21 protein-coding genes are annotated in these 22677 nt (G+C 71.9%); 10 read left to right on the forward strand and 11 right to left on the reverse strand.

The annotated features are described in order from the left end of the window. Window positions 1–51 precede the first annotated feature (51 nt). The 3 genes from AC07EQ_RS02430 to AC07EQ_RS02440 form a co-directional block, all read right to left on the reverse strand. A complete protein-coding gene (locus AC07EQ_RS02430) occupies window positions 52–1245 on the reverse strand; it encodes a TetR/AcrR family transcriptional regulator (RefSeq protein WP_478386148.1) in 1194 nt (397 codons plus the stop codon). 111 nt (window positions 1246–1356) lie between these two features. After that, entirely contained in the window at window positions 1357–2211 is an 855-nt protein-coding gene (locus AC07EQ_RS02435; protein WP_478386149.1) for a class I SAM-dependent methyltransferase, read from the reverse strand. Between the two features lie 121 nt (window positions 2212–2332). Then, window positions 2333–3709 carry a type I glutamate--ammonia ligase gene (locus tag AC07EQ_RS02440; RefSeq protein ID WP_478386150.1) on the reverse strand — a complete coding sequence of 459 codons (1377 nt, stop codon included), beginning with the start codon at window positions 3707–3709 and terminating at the stop codon, window positions 2333–2335. 257 nt (window positions 3710–3966) lie between these two features. Between AC07EQ_RS02440 and AC07EQ_RS02445 the strand changes: the two genes are divergently transcribed. Next, entirely contained in the window at window positions 3967–4695 is a 729-nt protein-coding gene (locus AC07EQ_RS02445; protein ID WP_478386151.1) for a DUF899 family protein, read from the forward strand. Here AC07EQ_RS02445 and AC07EQ_RS02450 read toward each other — a convergent pair. Both AC07EQ_RS02450 and AC07EQ_RS02455 read right to left on the reverse strand, forming a co-directional pair. Then, window positions 4692–5303 carry an FMN reductase gene (locus AC07EQ_RS02450; protein ID WP_478386152.1) on the reverse strand — a complete coding sequence of 204 codons (612 nt, stop codon included), beginning with the start codon at window positions 5301–5303 and terminating at the stop codon, window positions 4692–4694. The two genes, AC07EQ_RS02445 and AC07EQ_RS02450, sit on opposite strands and share 4 nt — an antisense overlap. After that, window positions 5300–6397 carry an LLM class flavin-dependent oxidoreductase gene (locus AC07EQ_RS02455; RefSeq protein WP_478386153.1) on the reverse strand — a complete coding sequence of 366 codons (1098 nt, stop codon included), beginning with the start codon at window positions 6395–6397 and terminating at the stop codon, window positions 5300–5302. The genes AC07EQ_RS02450 and AC07EQ_RS02455 overlap by 4 nt, the downstream gene beginning before the upstream one ends. 191 nt (window positions 6398–6588) lie before the next feature. Here AC07EQ_RS02455 and recQ point away from each other — a divergent pair, with 191 nt between their 5' ends. Further along, a complete protein-coding gene (gene recQ / locus AC07EQ_RS02460) occupies window positions 6589–8469 on the forward strand; it encodes a DNA helicase RecQ (protein ID WP_478386154.1) in 1881 nt (626 codons plus the stop codon). A 59-nt stretch (window positions 8470–8528) separates the two neighbouring features. On the opposite strand, the gene AC07EQ_RS02465 is transcribed toward recQ, so the two are convergent. The 4 genes from AC07EQ_RS02465 to AC07EQ_RS02480 form a co-directional block, all read right to left on the reverse strand. Then, a complete protein-coding gene (locus AC07EQ_RS02465; RefSeq protein ID WP_478386155.1) occupies window positions 8529–10064 on the reverse strand; it encodes an acyl--CoA ligase family protein in 1536 nt (511 codons plus the stop codon). Between the two features lie 133 nt (window positions 10065–10197). Then, window positions 10198–10695: an XdhC family protein gene (locus AC07EQ_RS02470; protein WP_358581119.1), complete on the reverse strand. Its 498-nt coding sequence runs from the start codon at window positions 10693–10695 to the stop codon at window positions 10198–10200. A 61-nt stretch (window positions 10696–10756) separates the two neighbouring features. Then, window positions 10757–11386 carry a class I SAM-dependent methyltransferase gene (locus AC07EQ_RS02475; RefSeq protein WP_478386156.1) on the reverse strand — a complete coding sequence of 210 codons (630 nt, stop codon included), beginning with the start codon at window positions 11384–11386 and terminating at the stop codon, window positions 10757–10759. A gap of 245 nt (window positions 11387–11631) precedes the next feature. Next, window positions 11632–13092: an MFS transporter gene (locus tag AC07EQ_RS02480; RefSeq protein WP_478386157.1), complete on the reverse strand. Its 1461-nt coding sequence runs from the start codon at window positions 13090–13092 to the stop codon at window positions 11632–11634. Between the two features lie 86 nt (window positions 13093–13178). Here AC07EQ_RS02480 and AC07EQ_RS02485 point away from each other — a divergent pair, with 86 nt between their 5' ends. Further along, on the forward strand, window positions 13179–13622 hold the full coding sequence (locus tag AC07EQ_RS02485; protein ID WP_478386158.1) for a MerR family transcriptional regulator: 444 nt from the start codon (window positions 13179–13181) through the stop codon (window positions 13620–13622). Here the strand turns inward: AC07EQ_RS02485 and AC07EQ_RS02490 are convergent. After that, window positions 13619–14065, reverse strand: coding sequence for an SRPBCC domain-containing protein (locus AC07EQ_RS02490; RefSeq protein ID WP_478386159.1), 447 nt, complete (start codon window positions 14063–14065; stop codon window positions 13619–13621). The genes AC07EQ_RS02485 and AC07EQ_RS02490 overlap by 4 nt on opposite strands. A gap of 199 nt (window positions 14066–14264) precedes the next feature. Here AC07EQ_RS02490 and AC07EQ_RS02495 point away from each other — a divergent pair, with 199 nt between their 5' ends. After that, window positions 14265–16751: an ATP-dependent Clp protease ATP-binding subunit gene (locus tag AC07EQ_RS02495; protein ID WP_478386160.1), complete on the forward strand. Its 2487-nt coding sequence runs from the start codon at window positions 14265–14267 to the stop codon at window positions 16749–16751. A gap of 96 nt (window positions 16752–16847) precedes the next feature. On the opposite strand, the gene AC07EQ_RS02500 is transcribed toward AC07EQ_RS02495, so the two are convergent. Then, window positions 16848–17213, reverse strand: a complete 366-nt coding sequence (locus tag AC07EQ_RS02500; protein ID WP_478386161.1) for an arsenate reductase family protein — start codon at window positions 17211–17213, stop codon at window positions 16848–16850. A gap of 135 nt (window positions 17214–17348) precedes the next feature. On the opposite strand from AC07EQ_RS02500, the gene AC07EQ_RS02505 reads away from it, so the two are divergent. From AC07EQ_RS02505 to AC07EQ_RS02530, 6 genes are all read left to right on the forward strand, one after another. Next, the gene (locus tag AC07EQ_RS02505) at window positions 17349–17615 is read left to right on the forward strand and encodes a DUF3040 domain-containing protein (RefSeq protein ID WP_478386162.1); all 267 of its coding nucleotides are present in this window, start codon (window positions 17349–17351) and stop codon (window positions 17613–17615) included. Between the two features lie 313 nt (window positions 17616–17928). Next, on the forward strand, window positions 17929–18939 hold the full coding sequence (locus AC07EQ_RS02510; protein WP_478386163.1) for an ABC transporter substrate-binding protein: 1011 nt from the start codon (window positions 17929–17931) through the stop codon (window positions 18937–18939). 19 nt (window positions 18940–18958) lie between these two features. Next, on the forward strand, window positions 18959–20098 hold the full coding sequence (locus tag AC07EQ_RS02515) for an LLM class flavin-dependent oxidoreductase (protein WP_478386164.1): 1140 nt from the start codon (window positions 18959–18961) through the stop codon (window positions 20096–20098). A 231-nt stretch (window positions 20099–20329) separates the two neighbouring features. After that, window positions 20330–21505 carry a thiolase family protein gene (locus tag AC07EQ_RS02520; protein WP_478386165.1) on the forward strand — a complete coding sequence of 392 codons (1176 nt, stop codon included), beginning with the start codon at window positions 20330–20332 and terminating at the stop codon, window positions 21503–21505. A 14-nt stretch (window positions 21506–21519) separates the two neighbouring features. Further along, window positions 21520–21891: a Zn-ribbon domain-containing OB-fold protein gene (locus AC07EQ_RS02525; protein ID WP_478386166.1), complete on the forward strand. Its 372-nt coding sequence runs from the start codon at window positions 21520–21522 to the stop codon at window positions 21889–21891. Between the two features lie 9 nt (window positions 21892–21900). Continuing rightward, entirely contained in the window at window positions 21901–22674 is a 774-nt protein-coding gene (locus AC07EQ_RS02530; protein WP_478386167.1) for a TIGR03084 family metal-binding protein, read from the forward strand. Window positions 22675–22677 lie beyond the last annotated feature (3 nt).

A 22677-nucleotide genomic window follows, 5' to 3' on the forward strand; every position in this document is an offset into this window, starting at 1 on the left:
ATGCTTAAGTGAATATCTAGTAGTAGTCATCCGCGCTGTGCTTGTGGCCGGTCACACGGGCTCGACGGGTGTGTCCAGCATCAGCGCCGAGCCGATCCGCAACAGCGCGTCGACGTCGCGCACCGAGCCGGTGCGCACCATGTCGTTGGCGACCGTCAACGCCGCCTGCACCAGGATCCGGGCGCGCACCGGGTCGACCCCCGGACGCGCCTCGCACAGCAGCCCGACCCACTCGGCCACGTAGGCGTGCTGGGTCTGCCGCGCCCGGTGCCGTTCCGCGTCCGGCAGGTGGTTGACCTCGCTGACCAGGATGTCGATGAACCGGCCGTGGTCGAAGGCGAAGGCGAGGTAGGAGCTCAGCAGCTCGCGCAGCGCGTCGTCGGCGGCCGGCGTGCTGGCCAGGGTCCGTTCGAGCTCGACCTCCAGCCACGCGTTGCCGCGGGTTATCACGGCGCCGAGCAGCTCCTGCTTGCTGGCGAAGTAGTTGTACAGGCTGGGCCCGGCGATGCCGGCCGCCGCGCCGACGTCTTCGGTGGTCACCTCGGTGTAGCCGGCGTCGGAGAACAGCCGCATCGCCGCGGCCAGCAGCAGCCGCCGCCGGGAGGCGCGCCCGGCGAACAGCGCGGCCCGCTGGTCGGCGTCGGGCTCGTGGTGGTCGGCGAACCACTGCGGCGGCTGGGTCCCGATGACGACCACCATGGCCCGCAGCAGCTGCTCGAACTGGCGCCGCGGCAGGTCCACCTGGTGGTAGGACGGGCTGGTCAGGACGCTGAACGTGCACCAGGCGCGGAACCGGGCGTCCTCGCCGGTCAGCTCGGGCCGGAAGGCGCGCGCCACCTCGGCCAGCCCGGTGGCCACACCGCGCAGCTCCTCGCGCAGCACATCGCGCTGCTCCGCGGGCAGGTGCCGGGCTTCGCGCTGCCAGAGCACGCCGAGCTGGCGGTGGTCCAGCGCGGCGGCGGCGAGCTGCGCGACCACGTCGTCCAGGTCCCGGTCGGCCACCTGCGCGGCGATCGCGTTGAACGGCTGGAGCTCGTCGAGGACGACCCGGGTCAGCAGCTGCTGCTTGCCCGCGAAGTGCCGGTACAGCGCCGACGAGCCGACCCCGACCGCCTCGGCGATGTCGCTCATCCCGACCCGCGCGTAGCCGAGCCGGTAGAACAGGTCCGCGGCGGCCGCGGTGATCAGCGCCCGGCGGTTGCGGGGACGCGTGTTACGAGCAGGTGGATCGGTCACCTCAGCCATCGCCGCCTCCCCTGCTCGCCCGGCACAGCGAGCATACTTGCGCGCCGTGCTCGGGCGACGTGGCCGAGGACTCTCCACATGAGATCGTCGGCGGCCCCGGGGTCTACGCGCTCATCCGCGCCAGGTGGCCGTGACCAACCAGCCGGAGGTCTTCGCCACGACGGAGCCTCCTCGCTCCAGGGTCCGCAGCGCGGCGGTGGCTTCCTCGCGCGCCCGGCCGACGGACGCGTCGTCGGCCCCGGACATCCAGAACCGCGTCGGTCCCCAGCCGAAGATGAACTCGGCGGCGTCGGCCGCGTTCTCGCCCAGCACCATCTCGGACTCGGCCTCCCGGAGGACGACGTCCGCGAAGCCGGCCCCGGTCAGGATCTCGCGGATGCGCCCGGGATCGGTGAACGTGGCCGGGCCGGGCGCGGTGTCCTCGGCCGGATCGGGCAGGGCGACGTGCGCGCCGATCGCCGCCCACACGGCGCCGAAGTCGGCGTCGGAGGTGTCCCGGCCGCACCCGAAGACCAGCCGCCCGGACGGCTTCAGCGCCGCGCCGATGTTGGCGAACGCGGCCACCGGATCGGCGAAGTACATGATCCCGCCGCGGCTGATGGCCACGTCGAACCGGGCGGCCGGGAAGTCGTGGACCTGCGCGTCGCCCTGCTCGAACGTCACGTTGCCGATGCCTTCGGCCGCGGCCGTGCGCCGGGCTCGTTCGAGCATCGGCCCGGACAGGTCGACGCCGAGGGCGTGCCCGTCGGCCGCCTGGCGCGCGGCGGTCCGGGTCGTCTGCCCGTTTCCGCACCCGATGTCGAGCACGTGGTGGTCGCTATCGATGCTCGCGGCCTCGAACAGCTGGACGTCGTTGCGGCCGCCGAGCCCGCCGACCATCGTTTCGTACCGCTCCTGGTTCTCCGCCCAGTGCGTGCCTTCATAGCCGTTCCAGGCTTCCGCCTGATGAGTGTTGACGATCTTCATGCGGCCAACCCTGGCCCGACGCGCTCACAACTCCCTCGCAGAACGCACACACCCCACCAGTCGTCCGCAATTTCCATTGAAATCGAAGGTTCAATTTCAATGGAAATTGCGGACGACCCGATCACCAGCACCAGCGGGTGCGGGCGGCGAGTTGCTCGGGGGTGGCGTCTGCGCATCGTTGCGCTTCCGCTCGGCGAACCGTGAGCATCGCGTCGTGCAGTTCCTTGCCCAGGGCTTCGGCCAGCACGCCGGAGGACTCCAATGCATCAGCCGCCTCGGCCGCGTTCGTCGGCAGACGGTGGATTCCCGCCGCCGCGCGCTCGTCGTCGGTCAGCGCCGCCGGGTCACCGGTGATCTCCGCGGGCAGCCGCAGCTCCTCGCGCACGCCCGCGAGGCCCGCCGCCAGCACCGCGCCGACCGCCAGGTACGGGTTCGCGGTGGCGTCGAAGCACTTCACCTCGGCGTTGGCCGCCCACCGCTCGGTGCCGATCGTGCCGGTGATCAGCCGCATCGCGGCCTCCCGCGTCTCCCGGCCCCACACCTGCCACACCCCGGCCCACCGGGACGGCTCCAGCCGCAGGAAGCTCGCCGGGTTGCCGCCGCCGATCGCTTGCAGCGCGGGAAGTTCTCGCAACACACCGGCCAGGAACGCTTCGCCGGCGGGCTGCAAGTCGTAGCGTCCCGGGCCGCCCGCGAGGAGGTTGCCGTCCGAGTCGTGCACGGACAGGTGCAGGTGCCCGCCTGAGCCCGCGCCGCCGGGCACGAGGCAGGGCGCGAAGCTGGCCCGCCAGCCGTGGCGGCGCGAGACCGCGCGCACGGTGTGCCGCACCAGCAGGGCATCGTCGGCCGCGCCGAGCGGATCCTTCGCGGCCACCGACAGTTCGACCTGCCCGAGCGCGTATTCGGGGTGGAACTGCTGCACTTCGAGTCCCTGCTCGCGCAGCGCGGAGACGAGTTCGAGCGCGTAGTCCGCCGTCGCCTCCAGCCTCACCTGGCCGTAGGCGGGGCCGGTGAACGCCGGGACGAACTCGTCGGTGCCGGGCTCTCCCAACACCCATTCGTGTTCGAAGGCGGTGCGGACGGTCAGCCCCGCGTCGGCGGCGGCCTGCGCCTGGCGCGCGGCGAACGCGCGCTGGCAGGCGACGAACCGCTGCCCGTCCTGGCCGAACTTGTCGGCGGGCGCCCACGCCCAGCCCGGCAGCGCCGCCAGGCGCACCAACCGCCCGAGGTCGGGCACCAGCCGCAGGTCGCCGTCCGGCCCGCCGAGGTAGCGGCCCGGCACCATCACATCGTCGAAGGTGAACGTCTCGAAGCACGGAGAGGCCCCGACGCCGAAGCGGGCCGCGGCCGACAACCGTTCCAGCGGCACCGATTTCACCCGCACGATCCCGGCGTTGTCCACAAAGGACGTCTCGACCAGTTCGACGCCCTCGTCGCGCAGCCGCGCGATGACATCGGCCGAACCGGCCGGCTCGTCCCGGGGAATCCGCTCGCTCATACCTGCCACGTTATCCAGCGGCGCAAGCGGAAGCGCCTCAATCGTGAACGTACGATTTTCCCGCCGTAGCCGAAGACGGACTTGGCGACCTGGCAATTCATGCCATCACCCGCCCAGTCGACCGGCAAGTGCTCCGGGGTTCCGCCCTGGTACAAGCACCTGGAGTTCGGCGGGTACCCGGAAGGCGCGATGAGTTTCGGCCGTCCGGCGGGTCATCACCACCGAGGCCACCGACGCGCGATTGGAGAGGGAAACCGATGGAAGCGAACAGCACGCACCCGTTGCCCCACATCGTCGACCGGGCTTCCTGGCAGGCGGAGCTCGACCGGTTGCTGGCGCGGGAGAAGGCGCACACCCGAGAGGGCGACGCGATCGCGGCCGCCCGGCGGCGGCTGCCGATGGTCGAGGTGGACGCGCAGATCCCGTTGGTCGGCGCGCAGGGCGAGGTGCCCCTGATCGACGTGTTCGAGGGACGCCGGCAACTGATCGTCTACCTGCACATGTGGCACGACGGCAAACCCGCCGCCGAGCAGTGCGAGGGCTGCACGTTCTTCACCGGGCACGCCCGAGAGCTGTCCTACCTGCACAGCCGCGACGTCACCTACGCGACGTTCTGCCAGGGTCCGTACGACGAGAGCGCCCGGTACCGGGACTTCATGGGCTGGGAGATGCCCTGGTACTCGGCCCGCGACTCGGGGGACGCGTTGCTCGCCGGGCGCGACTTCGGCGCCTATCTCTGCTACCTGCGCGACGGCGACCGGGTGTTCGAGACGTACTGGACGACCGGCCGCGGCGTCGAAGCCGGCGCCACCAGCTACCACCTGCTCGATCTCACCACCTACGGCAGGCAGGAGACCTGGGAGGACTCGCCGGAGGACTGGCCGCAGCCCTACGCGACCGCCGGCGAGCAGTTCCGGACCGACGGTCGGCCCACGGCGCAGTGGTCCCGGCTCGCCGCGGGCCGGTCCGACGAGCTCTCCGGCTAGTTCCGGTTCTGGGACAGGAGTTGTTCGAAGGGGACCGGTTCTTCGAACGCGTCGGCGCGGGCGGGCGCCGGGCGGTGGTCGACGAGGGCCGCGAACTCGCCCGCCGCGCGGTCGACGCGGTCGGCCAGCGCCGCTCCGTCGCCCGCCGAACCCCAGTCCTCCGACGCCGCGTACACGGCGGTCGGCGCCACTACCGCCCGCAGGTAGCTGAACATCGGGCGCATCGCGTGTTCCAGCGCCAGCGAGTGGCGCGGCGATCCGCCGGTGGCACCGATCAGCACCGGCTTGCCGACCAGCGAATCGGTCTCCACCACGTCGAAGAACGACTTGAACAGCCCGCTGCAGGACGCCTGGAAGATCGGCGTCACCGCGATCAGGCCGTCGGCCGCGGCCACCCGGTCGAGCACCTTCCGCAGCTCCGCGCCGGGAAAGCCGGTGACCAGGTTGTTCGCCACCTCCTTGGCGTGGTCGCGCAGCTCGACGACCTCGATGCCCGGCGGCTGCGCCAACGCGCGGCCGGTCGCCGCGGCGAGCCGGTCGGCCAGCAGCCGGGTGGACGACGGCCGGCTCAGGCCCGCCGAGATCACGACCAGGTTCCGCTCGCTCACTTCGCCACCTCCGCCTTCTTCGCTTCCTTCGCGGCCAGCAGCGACGCGTGCGTCGGGGCGTCCGGCACGCGCGCGGGCCGCATCGACTCGAATTCCTTGCGCAGCACCGGGACGACCTCCTCGCCGAGCAGGTCGAGCTGCTCCAGGACGGTCTTCAGCGGCAGCCCGGCGTGGTCCATCAGGAACAGCTGGCGCTGGTAGTCGCCGACGTACTCGCGGAAGCCCAGCGTCCGGTCGATGACCTCCTGCGGGCTGCCGACCGTCAGCGGCGTCTGCTCGGTGAACTCCTCCAGCGACGGCCCGCCGCCGTACACCGGCGCGTGGTCGAAGTACGGCCGGAACTCGCGGACCGCGTCCTGGGAGTTCTTGCGCATGAACACCTGGCCGCCGAGGCCGACGATCGCCTGGTCCGCCGCGCCGTGCCCGTAGTGCTCGAACCGCCGCCGGTACAGGTCGACCATCCGCTGGGTGTGCTCCTTGGGCCAGAAGATGTTGTTGTGGAAGAAGCCGTCGCCGTAGTAGGCGGCCTGCTCGGCGATCTCCGGGCTGCGGATGGAGCCGTGCCAGACGAACGGCGGGACGCCGTCCAGCGGCCGCGGGGTCGAGGTGAACGACTGCAGCGGCGTGCGGAACTTGCCCTCCCAGTCGACCACGTCCTCCCGCCACAACCGGCGCAGCAGGTCGTAGTTCTCGATGGCCAGCGGGATGCCCTGGCGGATGTCCTGGCCGAACCACGGGTACACCGGGCCGGTGTTGCCGCGGCCCATCATCAGGTCGACGCGGCCGTCGGCGAGGTGCTGCAGCATCGCGAAGTCCTCGGCGATCTTCACCGGGTCGTTCGTGGTGATCAGCGTGGTCGAGGTGGACAGGACCAGCCGCTCGGTCCGGGCCGCGACGTAGCCGAGCATGGTCGTCGGCGAGGACGGCACGAAGGGCGGGTTGTGGTGCTCGCCGGTGGCGAAGACGTCGAGTCCGATCTCCTCCGCCTTGAGCGCGATCCGCACCATGGCCTTGATCCGCTCGGCCTCGGAGGGCGTGCGGCCGTTGGTCGGGTCGGTGGTGACGTCACCGACCGTGAAGATCCCGAACTGCATGTGAACTCCCTCGCTGGCCAGATCCCGATCATTTAGTACGAGATTCAACTATTTCCACGAACGATTCTGCCCTGCGAGTTGTTCCCGGCGAAGGCCCGGCCGCCCCGACGGGACGCACGTCACAAGCGGCCCGACACACCCCCGCATGTCGGAACGCACGGCCCCCGGCTCGGTCGTGGGTGCTGCGTAAGATGCGCCGCGTGGCTTCCCCCGGTCTTGAGGTGTCCGACGCCCGGCAGGTTCTGCAGCGCGTGTTCGGTTACGACTCCTTCCGCGGTTCCCAGCAGGAGATCGTCGACCACGTGATCGGCGGCGGCGATGCGCTGGTGCTGATGCCCACCGGCGGCGGCAAGTCGCTCTGCTACCAGATCCCGTCGCTGGTGCGGCCCGGCGTGGGCGTCGTCGTGTCACCGCTGATCGCCCTGATGCAGGACCAGGTGGACGCGCTCAACGAGCTCGGCGTGCGGGCGGGCTTCCTCAACTCGACGCAGAACTACGAGCAGCGCCGCCAGACCGAGGCCGCGTTCGCCTCCGGCGAGCTCGACCTGCTCTACCTGGCACCGGAGCGGCTGCGGCTGGATTCGACGCTGGACCTGCTCGGCCGCGGCGAGGTCTCGGTGTTCGCCATCGACGAGGCGCACTGCGTGGCGCAGTGGGGCCACGACTTCCGCCCCGACTACCTGGCGCTTTCGGTGCTGCACGAGCGCTGGCCCGAGGTGCCGCGCATCGCGCTGACCGCCACCGCCACCCAGGCGACCCGCCGCGAGATCGCGACCCGGCTGGAGCTGACCGGGGCCCGCCACTTCGTCTCCGACTTCGACCGCCCGAACATCCAGTACCGGATCGCGCCGAAGAACGATCCGCGGAAGCAGCTGCTGCAGCTGCTGCGCACCGAGCACGCCGGGGACGCGGGCATCGTGTACCGGCTTTCCCGCGCCGAGGTGGAGCGGACCGCGGAGTTCCTGGTGGCCAACGGGATCGACGCGCTGCCCTACCACGCCGGCCTGGACAAGGAGGTCCGCGCCGCGCACCAGTCCCGGTTCCTGCGCGAGGACGGCCTGGTCATGGTCGCCACCATCGCCTTCGGCATGGGCATCGACAAGCCCGACGTGCGCTTCGTCGCGCACCTCGACCTGCCGAAGTCCGTCGAGGGCTACTACCAGGAGACCGGCCGCGCGGGCCGCGACGGGCAGCCGTCGACGGCCTGGATGGCCTACGGCCTGCAGGACGTGGTGCAGCAGCGCAAGCTGATCGAGCTCTCCGAGGGCGACGACGCGCACCGCCGGACGCTGTCCCGGCACCTGGACGCGATGCTGGCGCTGTGCGAGACCGTCGAGTGCCGCCGCACGCAGCTGCTCGCCTACTTCGGCCAGGACGCCGCGATGGCCTGCCAGAACTGCGACACCTGCCTGGCGCCGCCGGAATCGTGGGACGGCACGGTCGCCGCGCAGAAGCTGCTGTCGACCGTGGTGCGGCTGGACCGCGAGCGCAACCAGAAGTTCGGCGCGGGCCAGGTCATCGACATCCTGCGCGGCAAGAAGACCCCGAAGGTCGAGCAGTTCCGGCACGATTCGCTGAGCGTGTTCGGCGTCGGCGCCGACCTGAGCGACAACGAGTGGCGCGGCGTGATCCGCCAGCTGCTGGCCCAGCGCCTGCTCTCCGTGGAGGGCGACTACGGGACGCTGGTGCTCACCGAGTCCAGCGGCGAGGTCCTGCGCCGCGAGGACCCGCGTCAGGTGCTGCTGCGCACCGAGCCCAAGCGCGCCGCCGCGTCGACCGCCAAGTCCAAGACCGCAAAGCAGGCCGCGCAGGACATGCCGCCGGAGGCGGAGCCGGTCTTCCAGCGACTGCGGGCCTGGCGCGCGGCCACCGCCCGCGAGGAGAACAAGGCGCCGTTCATCATCTTCCACGACTCGACGCTCCGCCAGATCGCGGCGGCCCAACCGTCCACTCTGGACGAACTTGCCGGGATCAGCGGGGTCGGCGAGCAGAAGCTCGCCAAGTACGGCCAGGCCGTCCTCGACGCCCTGGCCGGCGAGCCATCCTCAGAGGGCGAGCTGTTCCAGGACTAGGACCTGGGCTTCGCCGACGACGAAGCCCAGGGCCGCACCGGTGGCGCTCGGCTCCTCCGTCACCGCCACCCCGTCCTGGCCCGCTCGCGGAGGACGTTCTTCTGCAGCTTGCCGGTGGACGTCTTGGGGAGGTCGCCGAAGACGATCCGCTTCGGCGCCTTGAAGCGCGCGATGCGGGCGCGGACGAAGTCGATCAGGTCGGCCTCGGTGGCGGTCGCCGCGTCGCGCAGGGTCACGTAAGCGACGGGGACCTCGCCCCACTTCGGGTCCGGGGCGCCGACCACGGCCGCTTCGAGGACGTCCGGGTGCGCGGTGAGCGCGTTCTCCACCTCGATCGACGTGATGTTCTCGCCGCCGGAGATGATCACGTCCTTGATCCGGTCGCGCAGCTCGACGTAGCCGTCCGGATGCCGGACGCTGAGGTCACCGCTGCGGAACCAGCCGTCCAGCGTGGCCGCGGCGGTCGCCGCCTCGTCCCGGTAGTAGCCGAGCATGACATCGTTGCCGCGCAGCAGGATCTCGCCGGTCGTCAGCCCGTCGGCGGGCACGTCGCGCCCCTCGGCGTCGACCACCCGCAGCGGCTCGGCGATCACGTTCGCGATGCCCTGCCGCGCGACCAGCCGGGCCCGCTCGTCGCCGGCCAGCCCGTCCCACTCCGGCTGCCACTCGCACACCACCGCCGGGCCGAAGGTCTCGGTCAGGCCGTAGAGGTGCCGGATGTCGATGCCGAGCTCGGTCATCCGCTCCAGCAGCGCGGGCCACGGCGGGGCGCCGCCGGCGAACACCCGAACCGGCCGGGGCGCCGGCCGCGCGGCCTCGGGATGGTCGGCCAGCATCGCCAGCACGGTCGGCGCGGCGCAGAAGTGCGTGACGCCATCGGCCCGGATCGCGCGCCAGATCCCGGCGGCATCGACCTTGCGCAGGCAGTGGTGCACGCCCCCGGCCGCCGTCACCGCCCACGGGAAGCACCAGCCGTTGGTGTGGAACATCGGCAGCGTCCACAGGTAGCGCGAGGACGTGTCGAGCCGCGCGTGGTAGGCCATCGCCAGCGCCTGCAGGTAGGCGCCGCGGTGGTGGTACATCACGCCCTTCGGGCGTCCGGTGGTCCCGCTGGTGTAGTTGATCGACAGCAGCGACCGCTCGTCGGCGACCTCGACCCGGTGCGGCTCGGCGGCGTCGCGGAGCTCGTCGTACCCCTCGGAGTCGATCACCGGGAGGTCCGCGCCGGATTCGTCGAGCACCCGCCGGTACTCGGTGTCCACAATGGCCAGCCGCGCGCCGCTGTGCTCCAGGATGTAGCCGATCTCGGACGCTGCCAGGCGGGTGTTCAGCGCGACCAGCACCGCACCGGCCAGCGGCACCCCGTAGTGCGCCTCCAGCAGCACGTGCGTGTTGGGCGACAGGACCGCGACGCGGTCGCCCGGCCGGACTCCTTGCGCGGCAAGCATTCCCGCGAGCCGCTGGGCCCGGTCCCAGAACTGCGCGTAGGTGTAGCGCTGCGTCCCGTCGACGACCGCCGGGCGATCGGCGAACACCGCCGCCGCGCGCTCCAAAAAGGACACCGGCGACAGTTCCCGAAACGCGATACCGCTCACCACGCGCCCCTCCCGCCCGGCTCCCGGAACACTCGGCACCGGGCCATGATCCCCGGCGCCGGGTGACCGGAGCATAACCACATCGCCCCGGCAAAAGCGAGAGTCCGCGCGCCTACCCGGGCGGCCGGCGGGCTCAGAAGGCGAAGCCGCCGGGCTTGCCGTTGCGGTCTGCCAGCAGGCCCGCGAGGGTCGCGATGGCGATCTCCGGCGGCGTGCGGGAGCCGATGTTCAGGCCGATCGGCCGGTGCACCCGCTCGATCTCGGCATCCGGGACGCCGAGCTCCCGGAGCGCGGCCACGTGCGGCCCGGCGTGGCGCGGGTTGCCCATGACGCCCACCCAGCGGACGTCGTGCTTGAGCACGTCGCGCAGCAGCGGGCCGAGTTCCGGGCGATGGTGGTCGGTCACCACGACGTCCGCCTCCGGGCCCAGCACCGGCACCGCCGGGACCGCGTCGGCCCCGGCCCGCTCGGCGTCCGGTTCGACCAGGATCGTCCGGAAACCGAGGTCCCGGCCGTAGCGCAGCAGGAATTCCGCCACCGGCGAGGCGAACACCGCCGCCAGCACGCGGCCACCGGACGACGCCGACGGGACTTCACCGTGCGCCACCGCGCACGCAGCATCCTCGGTCATCAGCCCAGTGTGCCAGCCGCACCCGGCCGGGACCACACCCCCAGTCGGTCCAATGTGGACTTCAGAGGCGGGTGACGGTGGCCAGCCAGGCGGCCAGGTCGACGAGCGCGCCGTCCTCGACGCCGAGCGCCTCGGCCCGCTCGCCCAGCGCGACGCCCCGGTAGCGGCTCAGCCGGACCTCCTCCAGCCGCCAGCCGTCGCCGGCGAACGCCTCGCGGATCGCCGACTCGGGGATGCGCGGGCCGAAGCCGGGCTCGACGTCGGCCAGCGCCAGGACGTGCACCGTCGCCCCCGGCCGGCACACGCCGTGCAGGCTGTGCACGTACTTCGCCCGGTCCTCCGGACCGAACACGTGGAACAGCGCGCTGTCCACGACGGTGTCGTACGGCCCGCCGGCGAGCCGCAGCGCATCGGCGACGTCGAAGCGGGCGGCGACGTGCTGCGCAGCGGCGTTGGCCCGGGCGTGCTCGACCGCCGGGCGCGAGAAGTCCACGCCGCGGACGTCGTAGCCCAGCTTGGCGAGCAGGATCGTGTGCTCCCCCGCACCACAGCCGGGATCGAGCACCGCGCCCCGGATGCCCCCGGCCTGCTCCAGCCCGACGATGGCCGGCTGCGGCTCGCCGATCACCCACGGAGCGCTGTTCTCCTCGTAGGCGGAGTCGAACACCGTGCGTTCCACCGAAGTCCCCATTCCACACCCCTTCGAAGCCGTCGATCTGCCGAGGACAGCTTCGAACTTCGACCTAGCTGGAAGTCAATCCCCCATCGCGGGGCCACCGCTGACGCCTCGTCAGGTGGGGTGAACGGACCGTTTGCCCCACCTGGCGGAGCGAACAGGCCGTTCACTCCGGCCCGACAACGCCGAGTGGACGGAGTGAACGGACCGTTCGCCTCGCTCAACGGCACAAACAGGCCGTTCACTCCAGCCCAGCCTGTTCAGTCCGCTTTCGCGCTCTGGCGCTTGAAACCGGCGCGCCGCGAGGGCTCCGGCGAGTTCGCGCGCGGCAGGGCGACGATGAGCGCCGCGACCAGCAGCGTCGCCACGCCCGCGACCACCAGGCTCAGGTGCAGGCCGGCGGTGAAACCGGCGCCGAACAGGCCGTCCGCACCGCCGCTGGCCATGACCTGCTGCGCGGCCGGCCCGCCGATGTCATCGGCCAGCACCGCGGCGCCTCGGGCGGTGACTAGCATGCCCAGAACCGCGATGCCCAGGGCGGCGCCCGCCTGGCGCAGCGCGTTGACCGTCGCCGCCGCGATGCCCGAGCGATGCGGGGCCACGGCCGACATCGCGGCCGCGTTGGTAGCGGCGATCGCCAGCCCCATCCCGCTGCCCAGCACCGCGAACAGCACGCCGATGACCAGGGACGACGTGTCCGGGCGGAAGACCAGCATCGCCAGCAGCGCGGCACCGGTGACGGTGTAGCCGGCGAACATCGGAACCCGGTGCCCGCGGCGGCCAACCCACCTGCCGGACACGACCGTGCCGAGCGCGATCGCCAGCGAGTACGGCACGAACTGCAACCCGGCCGCGGTCGCGCCCGCGCCCCGCACCTGCTGCAGGAACAGGGAGAACAGGTAGAAGCAGCCGTAGGACCCGAAGCCTATGACGAACGAGGCCGCGGTGGTGACGGCGAACTGCCGCTGCCGGAACAGCCCGACCGGCAGCATCGGATTCGGGCTGCGAGCCTCGACGACGATGAACGCGGCGAGGCTGCCGAGCCCCACCAGCAGCGGCAGCAGCACTCCGGCCGAACCCCAGGAAGCCTGCGCGCTCTCGATCACCGCGTAGGCCAGGCCCGCGAGACCGGACACGGCCAGCACCTGGCCGAGCGGGTCGGTGGCCGCGTGCTCGGGACTTGCCGATTCCCGGATGCCGCGCAACCCCAGCACCAGCGCGACCACGGCCAGCGGCAGGTTGATCAGGAACAGCGCGGGCCAGCCGAAGCGGTCGGTGAGCAGCCCGCCCACCAGCGGGCCCAGCACCGTCGCCAAACCGCTGAAACCGCCCCAGATCCCGATCATGCGGGCCCGCGCCGCCGGGTCCGGGTAGGCGTGGGTCAGCAGGGACAGCGCGCCCGGTGTCAGCACGGAAGCGCCCGCGCCCTGCACCAGCCGGCCCGCGATCAGCAGTTCGATCGTCGGGGCGAGCGCGCACCAGGCCGAACCGGCGGTGAAGATGCCCAGGCCGACGAGGAAGACCTTCTTGCGCCCGAACCTGTCCCCCAGCGCGCCGCCGGTGAGCATGAACGCCGACAGGCACAACGTGTAGCCGTCGACGACCCACTGGGCGCCGGCCGCCGTCGCACCCAGTCCCGCCTGGATCGCGGGCAGTGCGACGTTGACGATGCTCATGTCGAGCAGGGCCATGAACGTCGCGAGGAAAACCGACGCGAGCAACCTGGAACCTCCCGTTGATCGGCGGGCGTGCGCCCGCAGGGAAGATCACGATGCGTGCTCAAGTCGGCTTGAGGTCAAATGGCCGGGTGAGCGAGGAACTGACTCCCATCGGAGTGGCCGCGCAGCGGTGCGGGCTGGCGGTGTCGGCACTGCGCTATTGGGAGGAACGCGGCCTGATCCGTTCGGTGCGCAACAGTTCCGGGCACCGCTGCTACGACGCGGGCCAGCTGCGCCGCATCGCGCTGGTCCGGATCCTGCGGGACACCTGCATGCTCCGGCTCGACGAGATCGCGGTGATCCTGCACGGCAATGCGCCCGAACGGCGCTGGCAGGAGGTCGTGGAGCAGCGGATGGCCGCGATCCGCGCCGAGCAGGAGAGGCTGGCCAGGGCCGAGCGATGCCTGGGGCCGTTCCTGACCTGCACCCGGGATCATCCGGCCGAAGAATGCCCGTGTCTGAGCGACGAGATCGACCGGCAGCTCGACGAGGGCGTCTGGACGTCCGATCCGCTGTGGACCGATATCGCCTAGGCGGAGTCCCCGCCCGTCCCGGCGAGGAATGCGATCAACTGCTCCAGGCCCGCTCGCCAGCCCGGCTCGACCGCGGTGGCGAAGTCGCGATCGGCGACGATGTTGATGAAGATCAACCGGCAGCCGTCCGGGCCGTCCGCCGCCAGCTCCCAGCGCAGGACCTCCGCGTCCCAGGTGTATTCCAGCAGGTTCGGCGGATCGAACCGGGTGGTCCGCCCCTCTCCTGCGGGCAGGCCGTGCTCCCCCTTCGGCACGAAGGCCAGCGCCGTGCCGGCGGCGAAGTCCAAGCGGCTCCGGTCGTAGTCGAGGATCTCCACGAACCACTCCCGCAGCTGCGCCGGATCGGTGATCGCCCGCCACACCTTCTCCTGCGCGTGGGCGAGCCTGCGCTCGAAGCGCAGCTCGTACCGGCCGTCGTCGAGCTGCCTCAATTCGTCGTTCATCCGTCCTCCATCAGCGTATATTCCGTCGAGTAAATATTCCCATCGAACCATATTCGCCGCGAACCGCTGCGGCAAGTGGTGACGCGCGCCACTTGTGGGACTGGTTGGAATTACCCGGACCAGACTGACGTTGGTTGATAGCAACGGACTCAAGTAGATGGCGGCGGAAGCCAGCAACACCGTCGCGAGGAGGTTGGGAATGGCGACGTTCTTCGGACCGGCAGGCGGCCCGTTCGACGAGTACTTCGCGCGCTTCTTCGGAGCCGACGACGCTGCGCCCGGCTCGCGCCGGATCGACATCACCGAGCTGATGACCGAGCAGGCGCAACAGCTGCTGAGCGGGGCCGCGCGCTTCGCCCGCGACCGCGGGCAGACCGACCTGGACGCGCTGCACCTGCTGTGGTCGGCCGCGCACGAAACCCCGACGCGCGAGCAGCTGACGCAGCTCGGCGTGGACACCGACGCCTTCGCCGCGCAGATCGAGGAGCACCTCCCGGCTGCCGGTGAAGCCGCCGGCGACCGGCCGGTGACGCTGACGCTGGCCGCCCGGACGGTGCTCGCCGACGCGCACCGGGTGGCCCGCGCGCTCGGCTCCACCTACATCGGCCCGCACCACGTCCTGCTCGCCATGTCGGCGAGCCCGGACTCCGAGACCGGGCGGCTGCTCGGCTCCGCGGGCGCCGGGCCCGAGCAGTTGCGCGCCGCGAGCCAGCGCCCCCGCGCCGAGCAGGAGGCGCCGCGCAAGGACAGCGACACGCCCACGCTCGACCAGTACGGCCGGGACCTCACCGCCCGCGCCCGCGACGGCGAGCTGGACCCGGTGATCGGCCGCGCCGACGAGATCGAGCAGACCGTCGAGATCCTGTCCCGCCGCACCAAGAACAACCCGGTGCTCATCGGCGAGGCGGGCGTCGGCAAGACCGCGATCGTGGAGGGCCTGGCCCAGCGCATCGCGGCCGGGAACGTGCCGCGGGTGCTGACCGGCAAGCGCGTGATCCAGCTGGACCTGTCGGGGATGCTGGCCGGCACCCGGTACCGCGGCGACTTCGAGGAGCGGATGACCAAGGTCATCGACGAGATCTCGCAGCACCGCGACGAGCTGATCGTGTTCATCGACGAGCTGCACACCGTCGTCGGCGCCGGCGGCGCCGAGGGCGCGATGGACGCGGGCAACATGCTCAAGCCCCGGCTGGCCCGCGGCGAACTGCACGTGGTCGGCGCGACGACGCTGGACGAGTACCGCAAGCACATCGAGAAGGACCCGGCCCTGGAACGCCGCTTCCAGCCGGTCCAGGTGCCGGAACCGAGCGTGCCGGACACCGTCTCGATCCTGCAGGGCCTGCGCGAGCACTACGAGGCGCACCACCAGGTCCGCTACACCGAGGACGCGGTGGAGGCCGCGGCCCGGCTGTCCGACCAGTACATCAACGACCGGTTCCTGCCGGACAAGGCGATCGACCTGATCGACCAGGCCGGCGCGCGCAAGCGGCTGTCGGCGGCGCCGGACGGCGCCGAGCTGCGCAGCCGCATCGAGCGGCTGGAGCAGGAGAAGGACGCGGCGGTCGCCGCGGAGGACTACGAGCGGGCCTCGGCGTTGCGCGACGAGATCGGCAAGGCGCAGGGCGAGCTCGGCGACGCCGGCGAGGCCGTTGTCCTGGAGGTCACGGCCGAGGACATCGCCGAGGTCGTCGCGCGGGCGACCGGGGTGCCGGTCAGCCGCCTGACCGCCGCCGAGAAGGTCCGGCTGCAGGGGCTGGAGCAGGAGCTGCACCAGCGCGTGATCGGCCAGGACGACGCGGTGCGGGCGCTGGCCCGCGCGGTGCGGCGGTCGCGCAGCGGGCTGGGCGACCCCGACCGGCCGGTCGGCAGCTTCCTGTTCCTCGGTCCGACCGGCGTCGGCAAGACCGAGCTGGCCAAGGCGCTGGCCGAATCGCTGTTCGGCGACGAGCAGCGGATGGTGCGGCTGGACATGAGCGAGTTCCAGGAGCGGCACACCGCCAGCCGGCTCGTCGGCGCGCCCCCCGGCTACGTCGGGCACGGCGAGGCCGGTGAGCTGACCGAGGCGGTGCGGCGGCACCCGTACTCGGTGATCCTGCTGGACGAGGTCGAGAAGGCGCACCCGGACGTGTTCAACACGCTGCTGCAGGTGCTCGACGACGGACGCCTGACCGATGGCCAGGGTCGCACGGTCGACTTCACCAACACGGTGCTGATCATGACGAGCAACCTCGGCTCGGAGGTCGTCTCCAGTGCCGGCGGCAAGATCGGCTTCACCGCTGGGGATGCCGACCCGGCGCTGGACGAGCGCATCATGCCGCGGCTGCGCGAGGCGTTCCGGCCGGAATTCCTCAACCGCATCAACGAGATCGTGGTCTTCAAGCGGCTCGACGGCGAGCAGCTGCACACGATCACCCGGATGCTGCTGGAGCAGACCGTGCGCCGGCTGCGGGCGATGGGCATCGGCGTCGAGTTCGACGAGGCGGCGGTGGCCTGGATCGCCGAGCGCGGCTACCGGCCCGAGTTCGGGGCCCGGCCGTTGCGGCGGGCGATCGAGCGGGAGGTCGACGACCGGATCAGCGACCTGATCCTGGACGGCGAACTGGCCGACGGAGCCCGACTGCGGGTGTCCGCGGCCGACGGCGAGCTGACCCTCCAGGTCGGCGAGCCGGCCGCGACAGCGGCCTGATCAGGCAGAACACGGGGGCGGGCGCGACGAGCGCCCGCCCCCGCTCCCGTATCCGCTGGAGGCGTCCGGCGGGAAGGACCGACCTCCCCCCGCCGGTCAGTCGGTCCCCGGCAGCACCGACCGCACGGCTTCCGGGGTCCGGGCGACGACCGTGGTGCCGTCGTCGGCCGTGATGATCGGGCGCTGGATGAGCTTCGGGTTCGCCACCAGCGCTTCGATCCACCGGTCCCGGTCCGCCGGCTCCCGGCCCCAGGTCTTCAGGCCCAGCTCCGTCGCCACCGGCTCGGCCGTCCGGGCGATGTCCCACGGCTCCAGCCCGAGCCGGTCCAGCACCTCGGCCAGCTCCGCGGCGGTCGGCGGCTCGTCGAGGTACCGGCGCACGGTGTACTCCGCACCCGCCTCGTCCAGCAGCGACACCGCCGAACGGCATTTCGAACATGCCGGGTTGACCCAGATCTCCATCGGAAGCTCCCTGCCGCGACGACTGCGGACACAGGCTATCCGCAGGGACCGGCAACCGTGCCAATGGACCCTTCACAGCGGAGGGCATCGTTGCAATACTTGTTCAACGAGGCGGATGAACCGTTGGAGGTGGCCATGCTACCGAGGGACGAGCGGCGCCGCCTGAGGGAGATCGAGCAGCAGCTCATCGGCGACGACCCCAAGCTGGCCCGCCGCTTGACCGAGACCAGCGCGTGGCGGCGGATCTGGGCCCTGATGTCGCCGCGGATGACGCTGGTGGTGTTCGCGGCGCTCGTCGCCGTGGTGTGCCTCTTCCTCGGCGAGGGTGGCGGCGTGCTGTCCGCCGGGGCGCTGGCCGCGATCGTGTTCTTCTCCCGCAACTGGCAGATCCGGCTCGAATGAGCAGCCGACTCCGATCACCATCCACAGTGGCCGGACGATGACCGACGCGCCCCCAGCGGCCCGCGGGAGCCGGGCGTTCTCGACCCGTGGGAGCCTTCCGCTCGTCGTTGACTCCTCCGCCAGGCGGCTGACAGCATCGTGATCGTGTCCGGACGCTTCGCGTTGACCTGGCGCCTGCACGTCGATCTGCGACGGCAGGCCAGTTCCGCATGTCGTCCCTGCTGACCTCTTCGCGCTGATCCTCGCCCTTCCCGGGCCGCTTCGCGCTGCCCGCCAGCGTGCCACTTCCCCCGCAACGATGGAGCAATCGACCGTGCGTCGTCGTGAATTCCTTGCTGCCCTTGCCCTTTCCGCCACCTCTGCCGGGCTGCTCAGCGCCTGCGCGAGCGGCCGCGGCGACCCGGCCCAGGCGCCGGTGCCCGCGCCGGTCGACGCCGGGCAGCTGGCGCGGGTGACCCTGCGCGTCGGCGACCAGAAGGGCAATTCCCGTTCCCTGCTGCGGTCGGCCGGCCTGGACGACTTCCCGTACACCGTGCAGTGGGCGACCTTCCCGTCCGGCCCGCCGCTGCTGGAAGCCGTGTCCGCGGACGCCATCGACCTCGGCGGCGTCGGCAACACTCCTCCGCTGTTCGCCGCCGCGGCCGGGGCGAAGATCAAGATCATCGCCGCGTCGAAGGGCAACGTCGCGAGCGATGCCCTGGTGGTGCTGCCGGACTCCCCGCTGCGGGGCCGCGATCAGCTCCGGGGCCGCAAGATCGCGGTCGCCAAGGGCAGTTCGGCGCACGGCCAGATCCTCCTGACGCTGCGCGCGGCCGGACTCACGCCCGACGACGTCGAGCTCGTGTTCCTGCAGCCTTCCGACGCGCTCGGCGCGTTCGAGCAGGGCTCCGTGGACGCGTGGGCGATCTGGGACCCGTACTACTCGCAGATCCAGCTGGAATCGGGCGCCAGGACGATCGCCGACGGGCAGGGCACCGCCAACGGCCTGAGCTTCCAGGTCGCCGGCACGGCCGCGCTGGCCGATGCGGGCCGCAACACCGCCATCGCCGACTACCTGGTGCGGCTGGCCAAGGCGCAGCGCTTCGCCGACGGCAACAGAGAGCAGCGCGCGCAGGCCTGGTCCGCGGACACCGGGCTGCCGATCGAGGTGACGCGGCGCGCCACCGAACTGGGGCCGGACGTGCCGGCCGCGCTGGACGACGCGGTGATCCGCTCGGAGCAGGAACTCGCGGACGCGTTCGTGACGGCCAAGGAGATCCCGCGCCGCTTCGAGTTCGCCGAATTCGTCGACACCCGCTTCGCAGCCCACCTCGCCACCGCCTGACCCACCGGGAGAACAACGCATGAGCGTCACCACGCACTGGTTCCTGCCCACCCACGGCGACGGCCGGTCCATCGTGGACCGTCCGCACGTCACCCCGACCGGCGCCGACACGCCGCGCCGGCCGGACATCGACTACCTGGCGCAGGTCGCGCAGGCCGCCGAGCACCTCGGGTTCACCGGGATGCTCACCCCCACCGGCAGCTGGTGCCAGGACGCCTGGGTCACCACCGCGGCGCTGCTCGCCCGCACCCGGCGCATCAAGTTCCTGGTCGCGTTCCGGCCCGGCGCGCTGACCCCGACCCTGGCCGCCCAGCTCGCAGCCACCTACCAGCGGGTCTCCGGCGGGCGGCTGCTGCTGAACATCGTCACCGGCGGCGAATCCGTCGAGCAGCAGCGCTTCGGCGACTGGCTGGACCACGACCAGCGGTACGCGCGCACCGACGAGTTCCTCGCCGTGCTGCGCGGCATCTTCGCCGGTGAGCCGTTCGACTTCGACGGCGAGCACTACCAGATCCGCGGCGCCGTCGCGTTCGAGACGCCGGACCCGCAGCCGCCGCTGTACTTCGGCGGCTCCTCCGACGCCGCCCTGCCGGTGGCCGCGCGCCGCGCGGACGTGCACCTGACCTGGGGCGAGCCGCCGGGCGCGGTGGCCCAGAAGGTGCAGCGGCTGCGCGAGCTCGCCGCCGAGGAGGGCCGCACCCTGCGGTTCGGCATCCGGGCGCACATCATCACCCGGGACACCAGCTCCGAGGCCTGGGCCACCGCGCAGAAGTTCGTCGACCAGATGGACCCCGCCGACGTGGCCGCATCCCAGGCGAAGTTCGCGGCCACCGAATCCACCGGCCAGCGCAACATGGCCGCCCTACACGGCGGCGTGCTGCGCAGCGACGCGCGGGAGCTGGAGATCCACCCGGGGCTGTGGGCGGGCGTGGGGCTGCTGCGCGGCGGCGCGGGCACCGCGTTCGTCGGCAGCCACGCCGAGGTCGCGGACCTGATCGAGGAGTACCACGCGGTGGGCATCGAGGAGTTCGTGCTCTCCGGCTACCCGCACCTGGAAGAGGCCTACTGGTTCGGCGAAGGGGTGCACCCGGAGCTGGCCCGCCGCGGCCTGCTCGCGCCGGTCGACGCCCCGGCCCCCGCACTGGTGGCCGCGTTGTGATCGGGCCACGATTTCCATTGAAATTGCGGGAGTAGTCCACAGCCTTCGGCGTGTCGGGAGGGCGACACGCCGAAGGCCCGCAATTTCCATTGAAATCGAAGGTTCGATTTCAATGGAAATTGCGGACAGTGCGGTGTCTTGCGTGGCGGGGCCGGGGCGGGTCATCATGGCCGGGTGATTTTGGACCGAAGCGGTCCGAAATGATCCGGGCGCCGCGCAGAGGAGGCAGCGTTGACGGGCTTCGCAGGACGCCGACCGGTGATCGCCGGCCTGGGCATGACCGAACTGGGCAAGATCTACGGACGCACCGCGGGGCAGTTCGCCGCCGACGCCGTCCGCCTCGCGGTCGCCGACGCCGGCCTCCAACTGTCCGATGTGGACGGAATCCTGGCCAACTCCGGGGTCTCCGGCGGCGTCGACATCTGGACGCTGCAGCAGGAACTCCAGGTCCGCGACCTCCGGCTGCTGACCGAGATGCAGGCGTTCGGCTCGTCGGCCGGCTCGATGCTCGCCTACGCCTCGATGGCCGTGCAGGCCGGCATGGCCGACAACGTGGTGTGCGTGTTCGCCGACGCGCCCCGCCTGCCCGACAAGGGCAGCGCCGCGGCCTACACCGGGCGGCGCAAGGCCACCGGCTTCGAAGGCCTGCTCGGTGCCAGCGGGCTGACCAGCGTGAACGCCATGTACGCGCAGGCCGCCCGGCGGCACATGAACGCCTACGGCACCACGTCCGAACAGCTCGGCGCGATCGCCGTGGCACAGCGGGCGTGGGCCGCGCGGAACCCGCTGGCGCAGATGCGGGAACCGATCACGCTCGCCGACCACCAGGAATCGCGGATGATCGCCGATCCGCTGCGGCTGCTGGACTGCTGCCTGGTCAGCAACGGCGGCATCGCGATCCTCGTGACCTCCGCCGACCGCGCCGCCGACCTGCGGCAACCACCCGTGCACGTGCTCGGCTTCGCGCAGTCGCACCCCAACTACCCGGCCGCGCGCGGCAGCGAGTTCGGCCTGCGCAGCGGCGCGGCTCAGGCCGGCCCGGCGGCGCTGAAGATGGCCGGTGCGTCCATCGCCGACGTCGACGTCCTCGAACTGTACGACTGCTACACCTTCACCGTGCTGATCACGCTGGAGGACTACGGATTCTGCGCCAAGGGCGAGGGCGGCGAGTTCGTCGCCTCCGGTGCGCTGGCGCCCGGCGGGACGCTGCCGGTCAACACCGGCGGCGGCCAGCTGTCCGCCTACTACATGTGGGGCATGACGCCGCTGTCCGAGGCGGTGATCCAGGCCCGCGGCCACGGCGGCGAGCGGCAGGCGCCGCGCAACGACGTGGTGATGGTCAGCGGCAACGGCGGCATCCTGGCGCACCACTCCACGACCGTGCTCAGCCCGAACGCCCCCAGCTGACCCGGGAGGACCCCGTGATCTCCGTTGCCCGCAACGAGGCGTCCGCCGAGTTCTTCGACGGCACCGCCCGCGGCGAACTGCTCATCCGGCGCTGCCCGCGGTGCTCGCCGCTCATCGCGCCGAACGTGCCGCAGTGCCCGGCCTGCGGCTCCACCGAACTCGCGTGGGTACCGGCGAGCGGCCGGGCCACCCTGGTGACCTGGACCGTGGTCCCCGTCCCCGACGGTGGCCACGTCGTCGCCGGTATCGTCGAACTCGCCGAGGGCCCCTGGCTGCACGCGCGGATCCTCGGCGTCGCCCCCGGGGACCTCGCCGAAGGCATCGCCCTCGAAGTCGGCTTCGAGCGGCACGCCGACGGCGAAACCGTGCCGGTGTTCCACGCCTGAAGGACGAGCATGCTCACCGAAGTGCTGGCCGATCTGCGCGCCGAGAGCGCCGACCTGGATTCGCTCGTCGCGGACTTGGACGCGGCGGGTTGGGCAACGCCCACGCCCGCGCCGGGCTGGACCATCGCCCACCAGATCGCGCACCTGGCCTGGACCGACGACCGGTCCAACCTGGCCATCGACGACCCCGACGAGTTCGTCCGGCAGCACCGGGAATCCGAGGACATCGGGGTCGACGCCGGAGCCGCCGAAGGCGCCCGCGCCGAGCCCGGCGAGCTGCTCGCGCGCTGGCGCGCGGGCCGCGACCGGCTGCAGGCCGCGCTGGCAGCTGCCCCGGCCGACGGCCGCCTGGTCTGGTACGGGCCGCCGATGAAGCCCGCGTCGATGGCGACCGCGCGGATCATGGAGACCTGGGCGCACGGCCAGGACGTGGCCGACGCCCTCGGCGTCCAGCGCGAACCCACCGCCCGGCTGCGCCACATCGCGCACCTGGGCGTGCGCACCTTCGGCTTTTCCTTCGCCGCCAACGAATTGCCGGTACCGGACGTCCCGCTGCGCGTGGAACTCCGCGCCCCGGACGGCGAGGAATGGGCTTGGGGACCGGAGAACGCCGCCGACCGGGTCGGCGGCCCGGCGCTGGACTTCTGCCTGCTGGTCACGCAGCGCCGGCACCGCGACGACCTGGCGATCACCGCCGTCGGCGACGACGCGCGCCGGTGGCTGACGATCGCGCAGGCCTTCGCCGGCGCTCCTGGCCCCGGGCGGGCCCCGACCGGTTCGTGAGTG

The sequence above is a fragment of the Saccharopolyspora sp. NPDC045839 genome, from assembly GCF_056431645.1.

Bases quoted from the DNA above. Each gene is read 5' to 3' on its own strand.
- AC07EQ_RS02430 (WP_478386148.1), bottom strand. From the start codon at position 1,245: ATGGCTGAGGTGACCGATCCACCTGCTCGTAACACGCGTCCCCGCAAC.
- AC07EQ_RS02435 (WP_478386149.1), bottom strand. From the start codon at position 2,211: ATGAAGATCGTCAACACTCATCAGGCGGAAGCCTGGAACGGCTATGAA.
- AC07EQ_RS02440 (WP_478386150.1), bottom strand. From the start codon at position 3,709: ATGAGCGAGCGGATTCCCCGGGACGAGCCGGCCGGTTCGGCCGATGTC.
- AC07EQ_RS02445 (WP_478386151.1), top strand. From the start codon at position 3,967: ATGGAAGCGAACAGCACGCACCCGTTGCCCCACATCGTCGACCGGGCT.
- AC07EQ_RS02455 (WP_478386153.1), bottom strand. From the start codon at position 6,397: ATGCAGTTCGGGATCTTCACGGTCGGTGACGTCACCACCGACCCGACC.
- recQ (WP_478386154.1), top strand. From the start codon at position 6,589: ATGCGCCGCGTGGCTTCCCCCGGTCTTGAGGTGTCCGACGCCCGGCAG.
- AC07EQ_RS02470 (WP_358581119.1), bottom strand. From the start codon at position 10,695: ATGACCGAGGATGCTGCGTGCGCGGTGGCGCACGGTGAAGTCCCGTCG.
- AC07EQ_RS02475 (WP_478386156.1), bottom strand. From the start codon at position 11,386: ATGGGGACTTCGGTGGAACGCACGGTGTTCGACTCCGCCTACGAGGAG.
- AC07EQ_RS02490 (WP_478386159.1), bottom strand. From the start codon at position 14,065: ATGAACGACGAATTGAGGCAGCTCGACGACGGCCGGTACGAGCTGCGC.
- AC07EQ_RS02495 (WP_478386160.1), top strand. From the start codon at position 14,265: ATGGCGACGTTCTTCGGACCGGCAGGCGGCCCGTTCGACGAGTACTTC.
- AC07EQ_RS02500 (WP_478386161.1), bottom strand. From the start codon at position 17,213: ATGGAGATCTGGGTCAACCCGGCATGTTCGAAATGCCGTTCGGCGGTG.
- AC07EQ_RS02505 (WP_478386162.1), top strand. From the start codon at position 17,349: ATGCTACCGAGGGACGAGCGGCGCCGCCTGAGGGAGATCGAGCAGCAG.
- AC07EQ_RS02515 (WP_478386164.1), top strand. From the start codon at position 18,959: ATGAGCGTCACCACGCACTGGTTCCTGCCCACCCACGGCGACGGCCGG.
- AC07EQ_RS02530 (WP_478386167.1), top strand. From the start codon at position 21,901: ATGCTCACCGAAGTGCTGGCCGATCTGCGCGCCGAGAGCGCCGACCTG.